14 protein-coding genes are annotated in these 15,439 nt (G+C 73.0%); 9 read left to right on the plus strand and 5 right to left on the minus strand.

Annotation, left to right across the window (positions count from 1 at the left end):
• Positions 1-32: 32 nt before the first annotated feature.
• The 4 genes from EV567_RS20950 to EV567_RS20965 all read left to right on the plus strand — a co-directional run bounded on the left by EV567_RS20950 (position 33) and on the right by EV567_RS20965 (position 3,695).
• Positions 33-1,568: an NAD(P)/FAD-dependent oxidoreductase gene (locus EV567_RS20950; RefSeq protein WP_130442324.1), complete on the plus strand. Its 1,536-nt coding sequence runs from the start codon at positions 33-35 to the stop codon at positions 1,566-1,568.
• The gene (locus EV567_RS20955; protein WP_130442326.1) at positions 1,565-2,527 is read left to right on the plus strand and encodes an alpha/beta fold hydrolase; all 963 of its coding nucleotides are present in this window, start codon (positions 1,565-1,567) and stop codon (positions 2,525-2,527) included. The genes EV567_RS20950 and EV567_RS20955 overlap by 4 nt, the downstream gene beginning before the upstream one ends.
• Positions 2,524-3,417: an SDR family oxidoreductase gene (locus EV567_RS20960; RefSeq protein WP_130442328.1), complete on the plus strand. Its 894-nt coding sequence runs from the start codon at positions 2,524-2,526 to the stop codon at positions 3,415-3,417. The genes EV567_RS20955 and EV567_RS20960 overlap by 4 nt, the downstream gene beginning before the upstream one ends.
• 89 nt (positions 3,418-3,506) lie before the next feature.
• Positions 3,507-3,695, plus strand: a complete 189-nt coding sequence (locus EV567_RS20965; protein ID WP_130442330.1) for a hypothetical protein — start codon at positions 3,507-3,509, stop codon at positions 3,693-3,695.
• A 103-nt stretch (positions 3,696-3,798) separates the two neighbouring features.
• Here the strand turns inward: EV567_RS20965 and EV567_RS20970 are convergent, their stop codons facing one another.
• On the minus strand, positions 3,799-7,095 hold the full coding sequence (locus EV567_RS20970; protein WP_130442332.1) for a S41 family peptidase: 3,297 nt from the start codon (positions 7,093-7,095) through the stop codon (positions 3,799-3,801).
• Between the two features lie 208 nt (positions 7,096-7,303).
• Here EV567_RS20970 and EV567_RS20975 point away from each other — a divergent pair, with 208 nt between their 5' ends.
• The 4 genes from EV567_RS20975 (at position 7,304) to EV567_RS20990 (ending at position 12,174) form a co-directional block, all read left to right on the plus strand.
• On the plus strand, positions 7,304-7,903 hold the full coding sequence (locus EV567_RS20975) for a TetR/AcrR family transcriptional regulator (protein ID WP_130442334.1): 600 nt from the start codon (positions 7,304-7,306) through the stop codon (positions 7,901-7,903).
• Positions 7,904-8,072: 169 nt separating this feature from the next.
• The gene (locus tag EV567_RS20980; RefSeq protein WP_130442336.1) at positions 8,073-10,286 is read left to right on the plus strand and encodes an MMPL family transporter; all 2,214 of its coding nucleotides are present in this window, start codon (positions 8,073-8,075) and stop codon (positions 10,284-10,286) included.
• A gap of 341 nt (positions 10,287-10,627) precedes the next feature.
• Positions 10,628-11,176: a lamin tail domain-containing protein gene (locus EV567_RS20985; protein ID WP_130442338.1), complete on the plus strand. Its 549-nt coding sequence runs from the start codon at positions 10,628-10,630 to the stop codon at positions 11,174-11,176.
• Between the two features lie 152 nt (positions 11,177-11,328).
• A complete protein-coding gene (locus EV567_RS20990; protein ID WP_130442340.1) occupies positions 11,329-12,174 on the plus strand; it encodes a DMT family transporter in 846 nt (281 codons plus the stop codon).
• 13 nt (positions 12,175-12,187) lie between these two features.
• Here EV567_RS20990 and EV567_RS20995 read toward each other — a convergent pair whose 3' ends face one another.
• Positions 12,188-12,586 (minus strand): VOC family protein, encoded by a 399-nt coding sequence (locus tag EV567_RS20995; protein WP_130442342.1) that lies wholly within the window; start codon positions 12,584-12,586, stop codon positions 12,188-12,190.
• Positions 12,587-12,816: 230 nt separating this feature from the next.
• On the opposite strand from EV567_RS20995, the gene EV567_RS21000 reads away from it, so the two are divergent.
• On the plus strand, positions 12,817-13,092 hold the full coding sequence (locus EV567_RS21000) for a DUF1876 domain-containing protein (RefSeq protein ID WP_130442344.1): 276 nt from the start codon (positions 12,817-12,819) through the stop codon (positions 13,090-13,092).
• Positions 13,093-13,101: 9 nt separating this feature from the next.
• Here the strand turns inward: EV567_RS21000 and EV567_RS21005 are convergent, their stop codons facing one another.
• From EV567_RS21005 to EV567_RS21015, 3 genes are all read right to left on the minus strand, one after another.
• The gene (locus tag EV567_RS21005; RefSeq protein ID WP_130442346.1) at positions 13,102-14,271 is read right to left on the minus strand and encodes a serine hydrolase domain-containing protein; all 1,170 of its coding nucleotides are present in this window, start codon (positions 14,269-14,271) and stop codon (positions 13,102-13,104) included.
• A gap of 82 nt (positions 14,272-14,353) precedes the next feature.
• The gene (locus EV567_RS21010) at positions 14,354-14,758 is read right to left on the minus strand and encodes an organic hydroperoxide resistance protein (RefSeq protein ID WP_207228825.1); all 405 of its coding nucleotides are present in this window, start codon (positions 14,756-14,758) and stop codon (positions 14,354-14,356) included.
• Between the two features lie 169 nt (positions 14,759-14,927).
• On the minus strand, positions 14,928-15,362 hold the full coding sequence (locus tag EV567_RS21015) for a MarR family winged helix-turn-helix transcriptional regulator (protein WP_130442654.1): 435 nt from the start codon (positions 15,360-15,362) through the stop codon (positions 14,928-14,930).
• Positions 15,363-15,439: the final 77 nt, after the last annotated feature.

Consider the following 15,439-nt stretch of genomic DNA (forward strand, 5'->3'; position numbering starts at 1 on the left):
GGCAAGGTCGCGTTGAGGCGGGAGGCGTCGGGATGACCGAGCACGTCCATGTGCGGGTGGCGGTGATCGGATCGGGGTTCGGCGGACTCGGGGCGGCCGTGCGGCTGCGCCGGGAGGGGATCACCGACTTCGTCGTGCTGGAGCGGGCCGGCGGCGTCGGCGGCACCTGGCGCGACAACAGCTACCCCGGGTGCGCCTGCGACGTTCCCTCCCACCTCTACTCGTTCTCCTTCGCGCCCAACCCCGAGTGGCCGCGCACCTTCTCCGGGCAGGAGCACATCCGCGCCTACCTGGAGCGCGTCACCGACACCTACGGCCTCCGCCCCCATATGCGCTTCGACTCCGAGGTCAAGCGGATGACGTGGGACGCGGAGCGGCTGCGGTGGGACATCGAGACGGCGAGCGGCGCGCTCTCCGCCGACGTGGTGGTCTCCGCGACCGGCCCGCTGTCCGATCCGAAGATCCCCGACATCCCCGGCCTCGACTCCTTCCCCGGCAAGGTCTTCCACTCCGCCCGCTGGGACCACGACTACGACCTGGCCGGCAAGCGCGTCGCCATGGTCGGCACCGGGGCGTCCGCCATCCAGATCGTGCCCGCGATCCAGCCGGTGGTGGACCGCCTCACCCTCTTCCAGCGGACCCCGCCGTGGGTGATGCCCCGTATGGACCGGGGGATCACCGGCGCCGAACGCTGGCTGCACAGGCGGCTGCCCTTCACCGCGCAGGCCCGGCGCGGGCTGCTGTGGGGCATCCGGGAGCTCCAGGTGCAGGCCTTCACCAAGCACCCGAACGAGCTCGGCTTCGTCGAGCGGCTGGCCCGCGGCAACATGGCGCGCGCCGTGCAGGACCCGGCGCTGCGCGCCAAGCTCACCCCCGACTACCGCATCGGCTGCAAGCGGATCCTGCTCTCCAGCGAGTACTATCCGGCGCTCACCCGCCCGAACGTCGACCTCGTGGCCGCGGGGCTGCGTGAGGTCCGCGGGTCCACGCTGGTCGCCGCCGACGGCAGCGAGGCGGAGGCCGACGCGATCGTCTTCGGCACCGGCTTCCACGTCACCGACATGCCGATCGCCGACCGGGTCGTCGGCGCGGACGGGCGGACGCTCGCCGAGAGCTGGAAGGGCGGCATGCAGGCCCTGCGGGGCGCGAGCGCGGCCGGCTTCCCCAACTGGATGACGATCATCGGGCCCAACACCGGCCTCGGGAACTCCTCCATGATCCTCATGATCGAGTCCCAGTTGAACTACATGGCGGACTTCCTGCGCCAGTTGGACGTCCTCGGCGGTCCGGGCGTGCGCGCCGCGCTCGACGCCCGGCCGAGCGCCGTGCACGCCTGGAACCGGCGGGTGCAGGACCGGATGCGGCGCACGGTGTGGAACACGGGCGGCTGCACCAGCTGGTACCTGGACCCCGAGGGCCGCAACACCACGATCTGGCCGGGGACGACGAGCGAGTTCCGCCGGGCGACGCGGCGGGTGGACCTCGCGGAGTACGAGGTGCTGCGGTCGTCGTCGGTGCCGGGCCAGGGCAAGGGCGTGGACGCCGGCGCCGCGGAGGTGACCGCGTGAGCGTGACGGACGCCGTTCTCGCCGAACTCTACGATCCGCCCGCCCCCTCCCGGGTCCTGACCGTCCGCTCCGCCGACGGCGCGCACCTCCATGTGGAGGTGCACGAACCCGTCAACGGCGCGGTGGGCGCTCCCGCCGTGGTCCTCGCCCACGGCTGGACGTGTTCCACCGCGTTCTGGGCGGCTCAGATCCGCGCCCTCCGCGCCGACCACAAGGTGATCGCCTACGACCAGCGCGGCCACGGCCGTACCCCGGCGAGCCCCGCGTGCAGCACGGACGCCCTCGCCGACGACCTCGAAGCCGTCCTGGAGGCCACCCTCGCGCCCGGTGAGCGGGCGGTGGTCGCCGGACACTCCATGGGCGGCATGACGGTCATGGCGGCCTCCGCCCGCCCCGCGTTCCGGGCCCACGCGGCGGCCGTCCTGCTGTGCAGCACGGGCAGTTCGCGGCTGGTCGCCGAGTCGACCGTGCTGCCGCTGCGGCCCGGGCGGCTGCGGACGTGGCTGACCGGGCACATCCTCGGCTCGCGGGCGCCGCTCGGCCCGGTCACACCGGTCGCGCGGCGCATCCTCAAGTACGCGACGATGGGCGACGGTTCGGCCCCGCACATGGTGGAGGCGTGCGCCAGGATCGTGCACGCCTGCCCGCGCCGGGTGCGGTACTCGTGGTCGAACGTCCTGGACCTGCTCGATCTCGACCATGCCGTACGGGAGTTGCGGGTGCCGACGGCCGTGGTGGCGGGGACCGCGGACCGGCTGACGCCGCCGGTGCACGCACGCCGGCTCGCCGAGGCGCTGCCGGACTGCGCAGGCCTGACCGAACTGCCCGGCGTCGGCCACATGACGCCGGTCGAGTCCCCGGACGTGGTGACCGACAGGATCCGCGAACTGGTCGCGGCGTACGTCACGCGCCCCGCGCGGGAAACCCAAGAGCAGCAGCATCTCAAGGAGGGCGCATGACCAGGGTGGGTCTCGAAGGGCAGGTCGTGGTGGTCACCGGGGCCGCCCGCGGGGTGGGTGAGCTCCTCGCCCGCAAGCTGTCCGCGCGCGGGGCGAGCATCGCGCTGGTGGGGCTGGAGCCGGACGCGCTCAAGCAGGTCGCGGAGCGGCTGCACGGGGACAGCGCCCACTGGTACGCCGACGTCACCGACCACGAGGCGATGGTCCGGGTCGCCGCGGAGGTGAAGGAGCGGTTCGGGAAGGTGGACGTGGTGGTCGCCAACGCGGGCGTCGCCACCGGCGGTCCCTTCGCCGACTCCGACCCGGAGTCCTGGCGGCGGGTCATCGAGGTGAACCTCGTCGGCTCGGCGGTGACGGCTCGCGCCTTCCTGCCGCTGCTGACGGAGAGCCGCGGCTATCTGCTGCAGATCGCCTCGCTCGCCGCGATCACCCCGGCGCCGATGATGTCGGCGTACTGCGCGTCGAAGTCGGGTGTGGAGGCGTACGCGCACTGTCTGCGGGCCGAGGTGGGCCCCAAGGGCGTGCGGGTCGGGGTGGGTTACCTGTCCTGGACCGACACCGACATGGTGCGCGGGGCCGACCAGGACGAGGTGATGCGGGAGTTGAGGCGGCGGCTGCCGTGGCCGGCGAACAAGACGTACCCGCTGGGCCCGGCCGTCGACCGGCTCGTCGCCGGTGTCGAGCGTCGCTCGGCCCATGTGTACGGGCAGGGGTGGCTGCGCGCGATGCAGGGGGTGCGCGGCTACCTGCCCGGAATCATCGGGACGGTGGGCCAGCGGGAGATGAAGCGGTTCGCGGGACGGCTCCAGAGCGTGCGGACGGGCCTGGTGGGAGCGGGCGGGGCGGCCGACGAGCAGGCCCGGGCTGGGCGTATCACGCACCGTAGTTGATCGAAATGCGAGCGTTGTCCTCCCGTGTGAATCTGGTCGAGGCCCGACCAGGGGCCGTTCCCCCTCACCCTCCACGGGAGTGAACCCACATGGGTATGAAGGACAAGATGAAGGACCAGGCCGAGCAGTGGCAGAACCAGGCCAAGGAGAAGATGGACCAGGCCAAGGAGCAGGGCCAGCAGCGCGGCCGTCAGCGTGACCGCGAGGAGGACCCGCAGCGCACGCAGCGCGAGCGTGAGGAGCGGGACCGGTTCGACCGGGACGACTTCGAGGTCTGACCCGAGCGTCACGGACCGGACTCCTCGGCGGTTCCGGGCCGTTCGACGGCCCGCCGCCGAACGGAAGGGGCGCCCTCACGGGGGCGCCCCTTTCCCCGTGTTCTCATGGGCGTGGCGGCAGCTTGGGGCGGGAGCGGTCGGGGATGTCGCCGCGGTCCGGGGGCGATGCCGGCAGGTCGGTCTCCAGGAGGTCCAGGGCGAGGCGTACGGCGTCGTCGAGTTGGGCGTAGCGGCCCTCCGCCCAGTCCAGGGGGGTGCGCAGGGCCTCCAGGTCGGGGGCGACGCCGTGGTTCTCGACGGACCAGCCGTAGGCGTCGAACCAGGCCGCGTTCATGGGCACGGTGATGACCGTGCCGTCGCCGAGCCGGTGCCGGCCGGTCATGCCGACGACGCCGCCCCAGGTGCGCTGGCCCACCACGGGCCCGAGGCCGAGCAGTTTGAACGCGGCGGTGATCATGTCGCCGTCGGAGGAGGTGGCCTCGTCGGCGAGCGCGACCACCGGCCCCCGGGGCGCGTCGGACGCGTACGACACCGGCTGCGCGTCGCGGGTCAGGTCCCAGCCGAGGATCGTGCGGGTGAGTTTCTCCACCACCAGTTCGCTGATGTGCCCGCCCGCGTTGCCGCGTACGTCCACCAGCAGGGCGGGGCGGGACATCTCCATGCGCAGGTCGCGGTTGAACTGGGCCCAGCCGGAGCCGCCCATGTCGGGGATGTGCAGGTACCCGCATCGTCCGCCGCTCAACTGCCGTACGACTTCGCGTCGTTTGGCCACCCAGTCCTGGTAGCGCAGCGGCCGTTCGTCGACGAGGGGCACGACGGCCACCCGCCGGGGCTGCTGTTCGCGGCCCCCGGCCGCTGTGAACGTCAGCTCCACCGTGGAGCCGCCCGCCCCGGCGAGCAGGGGGTACGGGCCGGTCACCGGGTCCACCGGGCGGCCGTCCACATGCGTGAGCAGGGCGCCCTCCCGGATGCCGGTGCCGGCCAGGGGGGAGCGGGCCTTGGAGTCGGAGGAGTCGCCGGGGAGGATCCGGGCGACCGCCCAACCGGCCTCGCTCCGCACGAGGTTGGTCCCCAGCAGGCCCTGTCGGCGCTGGTAGTGCGGCGGGCCCTCGTTGCGGCGGGCGGCGGTGACGTAGGCGTGGGAGGTGCCCAGTTCGCCGAGCACCTCGCGCAGCAGATCGGCGAACTCGTCGGGGGAGGCGACCCGTTCGACCAGCGGCCGGTACTGGTCCAGCACCGCGTCCCAGTCGATCCCGCACATGCCCGGGTCCCAGAAGTAGGCGCGGATCAGCCGGCCCGCCTCCTCGTAGGCCTGCCGCCACTCCGCGCCGGGGTCGACCTCGTGCAGGATGCGGCGCAGGTCGATCCAGACCGTGGTGTCGGGGTCGCCGGACTCCGTGGACGGCGTCGCCCGCAGCTCGCCCTCGTCGACCACGACGAGCCGGGAGCCGTCGCCGCTCACCGCGAACCAGTCGAGGTGGCCGACGAGTTCGGACTTCTTGGCCTTGCCGATGGAGAAGTGCTCCAGAGTCGGCCGTCCGCTGGTGTCGTCGGGGTTGGCGAAGGTCTCGCCCAGCGCGCCAGAGATCGGCCAGCGCAGCCACACCAGTCCACCGCCCGCAACCGGGTGCAGCGCCGAGTACTTGGACGCGGGCACGGGGAACGGCGTCACGCGGTTCGCCAGGCCCTCCACCTCGACGGTGACCGTCCCGTCGCCGCCCTCGTCGTCCTCCAGCGGGTCCAGCCCTCCCGCGGCCGGCCGGCCCTCCGGGTTGAGCGCGAAGGGGGAGGGGGTGGCCGAGGACAGGGGCACCAGGTAGGGGCGGCACCCCAGCGGGAAGGACAGGTCGCCGGTGTGCACGTCGTAGACGGGGTCGAAGCCCCGCCAGGACAGGAACGCGAGGTAGCGGCCGTCCCGGGTGAAGACGGGGTTCTCGTCCTCGAACCGTCCGTCGGTCACGTCGACGACCAGCCGCTCGCCCTTCGCGGGGCCGGTGACGCGCGCCATCCTGATCTGCCGCAGGGACCGCCCGATCCCCGGGTGCGACCAGGTCAGCCAGGCCCCGTCCGGGGAGAACGCGAGATCGCGCACGGGCCCGTTGACCGAGCGGACGAGTTCGGTGACGGCGCCGTCGAAGGCTTCGTCCGAGTTCTCGGCAGAGCCCTCGCCCGAACTCTCGTCCGTGTCGAGGAGCAGCAGCCGTCCGTCGTGGGAGGCGAGGGCGAGGCGTTCGCCGTCCGGGGCGGCGACCATCTCCAGCACCCGCCCCAGCCCCCCGGAGGCAGGCCGCCTCGGTGCGCGGTCCCCGCTGGCGCGCGGGAGGTGGGCGATCTCGACGGCGTCCTCGCCCTCGGCGTCGGTCACATAGGCGACCCGTCCGCTCGAACCGAGCATCTCCGGGAGGCGGACCCGTACGCCTGGCGTGTCGGTGATGGTGCGCGCGGGTCCGTCCCGGTGGGTGAGCCAGTGCAGGCTGCCGCGCACCACCACGGCGCTGGCCCGCCCGGTCTCGTCCACGGAGATGCCGTCCACGTGCTGGGCCGCCGGGATCTGGTACGGCCGCCGGCCCGCGCGCGGGCCGCAGAGCCGTACGTCGAGCCGGTGCGGCTCGGAGCCGGCGGACAGGTCGTCGACCATCCATAGGTCCCCGGCGCACTGGTAGACGACCCGCGTGCCGTCGCTCGCGGCGTGCCGGGCGTAGAAGGCGTCGTGGTCGGTGTGCCGGCGCAGGTCGGAGCCGTCGTGGGCGCAGGAGTAGAGGTTGCCGACGCCCTCGTGGTCGGAGAGGAAGGCGACCCGCCCGCCGACGAGCATCGGGGAGTGCAGGTGCCCGCCGAGGCCGGGCAGCAGCCGTCGTCCGTTCAGCCAGAGCCGGCCCGTGGCCCCGCCCCGGTAGCGCTTCCAGGAGGCCGGCTCGTGCGGCGGTGTGCCGGTGAGCAGCAGGGTGTCGCGTTCGCCGTCGACGCCTGCGGACTGGAGGTCGGTGACGGGTCCCCAGGGCAGTTTGCGGCCGGGGTCGCCGTCGGGGGAGACCTTGTAGGCCCAGGTGAAGTGCGAGAAGGGCTGGCCGTGGGAGGCGACGGCGAGGATGTCGGCGGCGCCGTCCCGGTCCGGGGGCGTCCAGCCGCAGACCCGGGTGTCGGGGCTTCCCCAGTACGTCAGCCGCCGTCCCGGGCCGCCGTCCACGGCGGCGAGGTGGATCTCGGGCGCCAGGCTGCGCCAGCTCGTGTACGCGATGTGGCGGCCGTCGGGCGAGAAGCGGGGGTGACCGGCCTTGGCGCGGTCCACGGTCAGCCGCCAGGCACGGCCCGGTCCGTCGAGGGGTGCCAGCCAGAGGTCGTCCTCGGCCACGAAGCACAGGAGGTCGCCGCTGAGGTGCGGCAGGCGCAGATAGGTCACCTCCCCATGCTTTTCCTCCGGATGGACCAGGGCAACTCGTACCAAAGGGGGTGGGTGGAGGAGGATGTCGCGAACGTGACCCACGACACGAACGAAACCGTTTCGTTTCGCAGGGTGGCTGCGCTACGCTCCTCCTGTGCGAAACGGTGTCGTTTCGGAGCTTGCTCCGGAGCCGGCGCCCCCGGAGCGGAAGGAGGCGGAGGGCGAGATGACGCAGACCACGCACGTGCGACGCAGTCGGATCACCCCCGAGCGTGCGGCCGAGCTCTACGAGGCCGTGCTCGACCTGCTCCGCGAGGTCGGCTACGACGCCCTCACCATGGACGCCGTCGCCGCCCGCACCCGGTCCAGCAAGGCCACGCTCTACCGCCAGTGGGGCGGCAAGGCCGAGCTGGTCGTCATGGCGCTGCGGCACGACAAGCCGGGGCCGGCCGACGAGATCGACACCGGTTCCCTGCGGGGCGACCTGCACACGCTGGTGACCCGCGAGGACGACTGCGCCATGGAGCGCAACACCGCGCTGATGCGGGGCGTCGCCATGGCGATCCACAACGACGCCGAGCTGCGCCAGGTGTTCCGCGAGCAACTGGTCGAACCCGAGATGGCCGCCTTCGGGCGCGTCCTGCAACGGGCCGTCGACCGGGGCGAGATCCGCGCGGACTGTCCCGCGCTGGACTTCCTCATCCCCATGCTGGTCGGGGCGTTCGCCACCCGCGCGCTCCTCGACGACCAGCCGCCGACCCAGGCCTACCTCAAGTCGTACATGGACGCCGTGGTCCTCCCCGCCCTCGGCGCGCCCCCTCTCTGATCCCCTTCGGCGACCGTCCCCACGGTCCGCCCCACCACCCTGACGCCACCGCTCACGTCGTCGGGACGATCACCCCTGCACGCCCGCCGGGTTGATCACCCCTGCCCTCGGGCCGCGCCGGAACTCCGGCCGCGCCCACCGCACACGACCTGACCGGGAGAACGCCTCCGTGGCCATGTTCCTCAGCAAACTCGGACGGCTCGCCTTCAGGCGACGCCACTTCGTCGCCCTGATATGGGTGGCCCTGCTGACGCTCGCGGGCGTCGGCGCCGCCTCCGCGCCCGCCGCGGGCAACACCTCCTTCTCCATCCCGGGAACGGAGGCGCAGAAGGCTTTCGACCTGCTGGAACAGCGCTTCCCCGGGATGAGCGCCGACGGCGCCACCGCCCGCGTCGTCTTCAAGGCCCCCGACGGCCGGAAGATGACCGACCCCGCCGAAAAGGCCGTCGTCGAGAAGACCGTCCGGGAGCTGTCCGACGGCTCCGAGGTCGCCTCCGTCGCCGACCCCTACAAGACGCACGCCGTCAGCAAGAACGGCGCCATCGCGTACGCCTCCGTGAAGTACGACGTCTCCGGCATGGAGCTGGAGGAGTCCTCGCGCGAGCAGCTGAAGGACGCCGCGAAGAAGGCCCAGGAAGCAGGCCTGACCGTCGAGATCGGCGGCGACGCCCTCCAGGCCGCCCCCGAGACCGGCGCCACCGAGGTCATCGGCCTCGCCGTCGCCGCCGTCGTCCTCGTCATCACCTTCGGCTCCCTGATCGCGGCGGGCATGCCCCTGCTGACGGCGGTCATCGGCGTCGGCATCGGCGTCTCCACGATCACCGCGCTGGCCTCGACGCTGGACCTCGGCTCCACCACCTCCACCCTGGCCTCGATGATCGGCCTCGCCGTCGGCATCGACTACGCGCTCTTCATCGTCTCCCGCTACCGGGGCGAGCTCGCCGAGGGCCGCTCCCGCGAGGACGCGGCCGGCCGCGCCGTCGGCACCGCGGGCTCCGCGGTCGTCTTCGCCGGACTGACCGTCGTCATCGCCCTCGTCGGCCTCTCCGTCGTCAACATCCCGATGCTCACGAAGATGGGCGTCGCGGCGGCGGGCACGGTCGCCGTCGCCGTCCTCATCGCCCTCACGATGATCCCGGCGCTCCTCGGCTACGCCGGCCGCAAGGTGCGCCCGGCGGGCGAGAAGAGCCGCCTGCTCGGCGGGGGCCGCGCCCCGTCCGCCGAGAAGGCCGCGAAGCCCAACATGGGCACCCGCTGGGCGAGTTTCGTGGTCCGCCGCCCCGTCGCCGTCCTCCTCCTCGGCGTGATCGGCCTCGGCGCCGCCGCCGTACCGGCCGCCTCGCTCGAACTGGGCCTGCCCGACGACGGCTCCCAGCCCACCTCCACCACCCAGCGCCGCGCCTACGACCTGCTCTCCGAGGGCTTCGGCCCCGGCTTCAACGGCCCGCTGCTGATGGTCGTCGACGCCAAGGGCAGCGACGACCCCAAGAAGGTGTTCACCGACGTCGGCGACCAGGTGGAGAAGCTCGGCGGCGTCGCCACGGTCACCCCGGCCGCGCCCAACAAGGCCGGCGACACCGCGACCATCACCGTCATCCCCGACTCCAAGCCCTCCTCGGTCACGACGGAGAACCTGGTCCACGCCATCCGGGACACGGGCGAGCGGATCAAGGCCGACAAGGGCGCCGAGGTCCTGGTCACCGGCTCCACGGCCATGAACATCGACATCTCGCAGAAGATGAACGACGCGCTGGTCCCGTACCTGATCCTGGTCGTGGGCCTGGCGTTCCTCCTGCTGATCGTGGTCTTCCGCTCGATCCTCGTCCCGCTGAAGGCGGCCCTCGGCTTCCTGCTCAGCGTCCTGGCCGCGCTCGGCGCCGTCGTCGCGGTGTTCCAGTGGGGCTGGCTGTCCGGCCTGATGGGCGTCGAGGAGACCGGACCGGTCATGTCGATGATGCCGATCTTCATGGTCGGCGTGGTCTTCGGCCTCGCGATGGACTACGAGGTCTTCCTCGTGACCCGTATGCGCGAGGCGTACGTGCACGGCGAGAGCCCCGCCCAGGCCGTCGTCACCGGCTTCCGTCACGGCGCCCGCGTGGTCACCGCCGCCGCGGTGATCATGATGGCGGTGTTCGCCGGCTTCATCGGCTCGTCCGAGGCGATGGTCAAGATGATCGGCTTCGGCCTGGCGATCGCCGTCTTCTTCGACGCGTTCGTCGTCCGCATGGCCATCGTCCCCGCGGTGCTGGCCCTGCTCGGCAAGAAGGCCTGGTGGCTGCCCAGGTGGCTGGACCGCGCCCTGCCCGACGTGGACATCGAGGGCGAGGCCCTGCGCGCCGAGGACGACCCGCGGGACGAGGACCGCGAACTGGCCCGCGCCTGAGGGCGAAACGAACGCGGCACGCCGGCGCCCTCAAGCACGGGGCGCGGCGTGCCGACGTGATCGGCAGTGGAGCGTGCGCGGCGGGCGCCGACGGAGCGTCAACGTAGCGGAATGCTGTGACCCACTTTCGGGTGACGGGCTTCGACCGCAAGGGCCGTCAAAGGCTCAACCAAGGGCACCGCGTTCATTCAGTGCATGGATGGACATTGCATCTGTCTGTCACCGGAATATGGACGATCGGTAACACAGTGCGCGGTCGAGCCCACACGCTCCGAAATCGGTGGTCAGCTGTGCGTGCCGCAGCCGAACGGGCCGCGGCCCGCACCACGCAAGGAGACCTCGTGACTGTTTCGACCGTTTCCGCCCGCCGTCTGGCCGCCGCCTCCCTCGCGGCCGCCGCCCTGCTCGGCGCGGCAGCGCTGCCGGCGACCGCGGCCGACCGCTTCCCGAACCGGCCGCCGGTGGAGATCAGTGACGTGCAGTACGACGCGCCCGGCCACGACCGGCGCGCCAACCACTCGCTGAACAAGGAGTGGGTGGAGCTCAAGAACAACACCCGGCACGGGATCAACCTCCGGGGCTGGACGCTGACCGACCAGGACGGCGACCGGTACACCTTCCGCAACTACCGCCTCGCCCCCCGCGCCACCGTCCGCGTCCACACGGGCGAGGGCCGCGACACCCTCGGTGACGTGTTCCAGGACCGCAACCGCCACATCTGGGACAACCGCTCCGACACGGCCACCCTGCGCGACGACCACGGCCGCGTCATCGACCGCGAGTCCTGGAACGAGCGCCGCCACCACGGCGGCTACCGCCACCACGGCGAGCGCCACCACGGCGGCGACCGCCACCACGGCGACCGCCACCACGGCGGTGACCGCGGCTGACGCCCAGCCACGCACGGACAGCAGCGCGTCCGCCCCGACCACCGGGGGCGGACGCGCCGCTCGTTCGTCTCTGCCGCTAGCGTGCCTCGCATGACGACGACCGGAGCGCCCGCCCGACCCCGCCCCGCCGGCTCCCCGAGCGAGCGCGTCGCGTGACCCCGCTGGTCACCGCCGCCGTCCTGCTCGCCGCGGTCACGCACGCGTCCTGGAACGCGATCGCCCACCGCATCACCGACAAACTCACCGGCTTCACCCTCATCTCCGGCGGCGGCCTGCTCATCGGGCTCGCCCTGACACCGTTCGCGGCGTTCCCGGCGGCGGGGGCCTGGCCGTACCTGCTCGCCTCGGCCGCCGTGCACATCGCCTACTACGCGCTGCTGATGCGCTCCTTCCGGCTCGGCGACTTCGGCCAGGCCTACCCCATCGCGCGCGGCTCCGCCCCGCTCGTGGTCACCGTCCTGGCCGCCGTGTTCGCGCACGAGGTGCCCGACGGCTGGGCGGCCGCCGGCGTCGCGGTGTCCTGCGCCGGCCTGACCGGGGTCGCCCTGTGGGGCCTGCGCGGGCGGCGGCCCGACTGGGCGGCGATCGGCGCGGCCCTGGCGACGGGGCTGACCATCGCCGCGTACACGGTCATCGACGGCCTCGGCGTCCGCGCCGCCGGCTCCCCGCTCGGCTACATCGCCTGGCTGATGGCGGTCCAGGGCACGGTCCTGCCGCTGTACGCGATCACCCGCTGGCGCGGCCGGACCCTTCAGGTGCTGCGCCCCCACGCCGTCCTCGGCCTGCTGGGCGCGGCGCTGTCCGTCGCCGCCTACGCCCTCGTCCTGTGGGCCCAGACCCACGCCGCCCTGGCCCCGATCGCCGCGCTGCGCGAATCGTCGATCATCGTCGGCGCGGCGATCGGGGCCGTGTTCTTCAAGGAGCGGTTCGGCGCGCCCCGCATCGCCGCCGCGGGACTGCTCGTCCTCGGCATCGGGCTGATGCTGCACGCCGGTTGAGGGCGGGCGCGGCTCAGGGCCTGGCGTACGGACGGGTGATGATCTCCATGTTGTGGCCGTCCGGGTCGGCGAAGTACGCGCCGCGGCCGCCGAACAGGCCGTTCACGCGGCCTGGTTCGGTGTGGCGGGGGTCGGCGTAGTACGTGACCCCGACGGCCTCCAGGCGGGCGATCATCGCGTCGAACTGCTCGTCCGGCACGAGGAACGCGTAGTGCTGGGACTGGATCGGCTCGTCGCGCAGCTCGTAGTAGTCGAGGGTGACGCCGTTGCCGAGGTCGACCGGCAGGAAAGGCCCGAAGGGCGCGCCGACCGGGACGCCCAGGATCGCGGCGAGGAACTCGGCCGAGAGCCGGCGGTCGGAGGCGTAGACGGCGGTGTGGTTCAGCTGGGGCAGCGCTGTGCTGGCAGACATGTGAGGTGGTTTCTCCGGGTCGTTGACGGCGTGAAGGGCTGTCGAAGGACACGGAGGCCGGGCGGGTCTCTCCCCCGCCCCGGGCTCACGCCGAGGCCGGGCGCCTCACTCGTGTATGGCCCATGGCCGACCCGGCAGTCACCCGGGTGACGCTAGCGCCCTTCTGCGGCCCGATGCAATCCCCGGCCGGGAGGCGCACCCTGGAAGCAGATGTTCCGGAGGTGATCGTCATGATGCGTACCGCTGTGGGATGGCATGTCGAGCTGGAGTTCCAGGAGGACGAGCAGCACACGCGGGCGGTGGCGATGGTCCGCTTGCCCGACGGGACCGAGGTCCGGGCCCAGGGGCACGCGAGCCGTCACCGCGTCGACGCCAACCAGCCCAGGGTCGGCGAGGAGATCGCGGGCGCCCGCGCGCTGAACGAGATCGCCATGCAGCTCCTCACCAAGGCCCACATGGAGATCGACGACGCGTCGGGGCGCACGTCGCACCCGATCAACGTCTGAGCGGCGGGGTCACGACATCCGCTGTGCGCTCTCCCGCAGTGCCCTGACCAGCGCCTGCGCCCGCGGGTCCGCCGTCACGCTCTTGCGGAAGCCGTTGGTGACGTAGCCGAACGCGAGGCCGGACTCAGGGTCGGCGAAGCCGAGGGCGCCGCCGCGGCCGGGGTGGCCGAAGGAGGTGGGGGACAGCAGCGGGGACGCGGTGCCGTGCAGCATGTAGCCGAGGCCGAACCGGGTGTTCACCACCAGCACCCGGTCCGGCCCCGCCGCGCGCTCACCGCGCGCCGCCCGCGCGGTCTCCGGGAGGAACAGCCGCTTCCCGCCCTCCACTTCGCCGATCAGCGAGGCGTAGAAGCGGGCGAGCCCCTCCGCGGTGGCGATGCCGTTGGAGGCGGGGAGGGCGGCGGCACGGTAGGCCGGGTCGTTCTCGTCGGGCAGCGGGGTGATCGCGGCGAAGGCGCGTCGGGTGAGGGAGGCGGGGTCGGCGTACGCGTCGGAGACGGCCCGCTTGGGCCGGGTCCTCAGGGCGCCCGCGGGGACGGGCGCCTCGACCGGCCCGACGCGCCCCACGCGCGCGCTCTCGCCGGCCGGCAGCCCGAGCCAGAGGTCGGCGCCGAGCGGCCCGGCGATCTCCTCGGCGATCCACGCGCCGATCGTGCGCCCGGTGACCCGGCGCACCAGCTCGCCGGTCAGCCAGCTGTAGGTCTGCGCGTGGTAGCCGTGGTCGGCGCCCGGCTCCCACGCCGGCGCCTGGGCGGCGACGGCCGCCGCGCCGAGGTCGGGGTCGGCGGCCTCGGCGGGCGTCAGCGGCCGGTCCAGCACGGGCACGCCCGCGCGATGCGCGAGCAGGTCCCGTACGAGGGTCCGCTCCTTGCCTGCCGCCTTGTACTCGGGCCAGTACGCGCCGACGGGCGCCTCCAGGTCCAGCTCCCCGCGCTGGTGCAGCAGCAGGAGGACGGCGGCGGCCACGCCCTTGGTGGCAGAGCGCACGATCTGCGCGGTGCCCCGCTCCCAGGGCGCCTCGCCGTCGACGTCCCGGACGCCGCCCCACAGGTCGACGACCTTGCGCCCGTCCCGGTAGACGGCCACCGCCGCGCCCCGGTCGCCGCGCGCCGTGAAGTTCCGCGCGAACGCCTCCCGGACCGGCTCGAAGCCCTCGGCCACCGCACCGCTCACGTCCACGCCCGCACATCCTCTCGACTGCCTGTCGGCCGACCTTCGACTCCCATGGAACACCGGCCCGCCGCCTGCGATTCCTGGGGGGTCAGCCCAGCAGGATCGTCACGTCGATGTTGCCGCGCGTGGCGTTGGAGTACGGGCACACCTGGTGCGCCGCGTCGACCAGCTTCGCGGCGAGGCCCGCGTCGAGGATGGGCAGCGAGACGCTCAGGGCGACCGCGAGGCCGTAGCCGCGGGTCCTGTTGGGGCCGATGCCGACCTTCGCCGCGACCGTGGAGCCGGTGAGGTCGTAGCCCGCGCGGTTGCCGACGAGGATCAGAGCGTTGTGGAAGCAGGAGCTGTAGCCGGCCGCGAAGAGCTGCTCGGGGTTGGTGCCGGCGCCGTCGCCGCCCATGGCCTGCGGCATCGCCACCTTCAGCTGGATATGGCCGTCCTGGCTGGTCACATACCCGTCCCGGCCCCCGTGAGCGGTGGCCTCGGCGACGTACATGATCTTCGTCGGACGGGTGTCGACTTCGGCGTCCTCGGTCACGGCGGTCCCTCCCCCGTACAAGGTGTGCAATTACATCGTGCACAAGGTACCGGCCGGTATGAAACCGCTTGTCCACCAGGGGTCGCAACCGCGGGTAACAGCTGGTGGGGCGGGTGTGCCCGAGGGGTCAGCGGGCGCGTTCCGCCGCTTCCTGTGCCCGCCCCGCGAGCTGCCACAGCTCCTCGCGCAACCGCGCCACCTCCGCCTCCTCGACCCCCGTCGCCGCGAGCAGCGCTCCGGGCACGCGCTCCGCGCGCCCCCGCAGCTCCTCACCGCGCCCGGTGCACGCCACGAGCACCGAGCGCTCGTCGCGCGCCGAGCGCTCCCGGCGCACCAGCCCCGCCGACTCCAGCCGCTTCAGCAGCGGCGACACCGTGCCGTAATCCAGCCGCAGGGCCTCGGCCAGCTCCTTCACGGTGATCTCGCCGCGCTCCCACAGCACCAGCAGGACGAGGTACTGCGGATAGGTCAGCCCCAGCTCGTCCAGGAGCGGCCGGTAGGCGGCCGTCACCGCGCGCTGGGCGGCGTACAGCGCGAAGCACAGCTGCTGGTCCAGCTGCAGCGACGCCTCGGCCCCCGAAGGCGCACCGGCCCCCGAAGGCGCACCGGCCCCCGAAGGCGCACCGGCCCCCGAAGGCG

The sequence above is a fragment of the Streptomyces sp. BK239 genome (assembly GCF_004217285.1).
GTDB lineage: Bacteria > Actinomycetota > Actinomycetes > Streptomycetales > Streptomycetaceae > Streptomyces.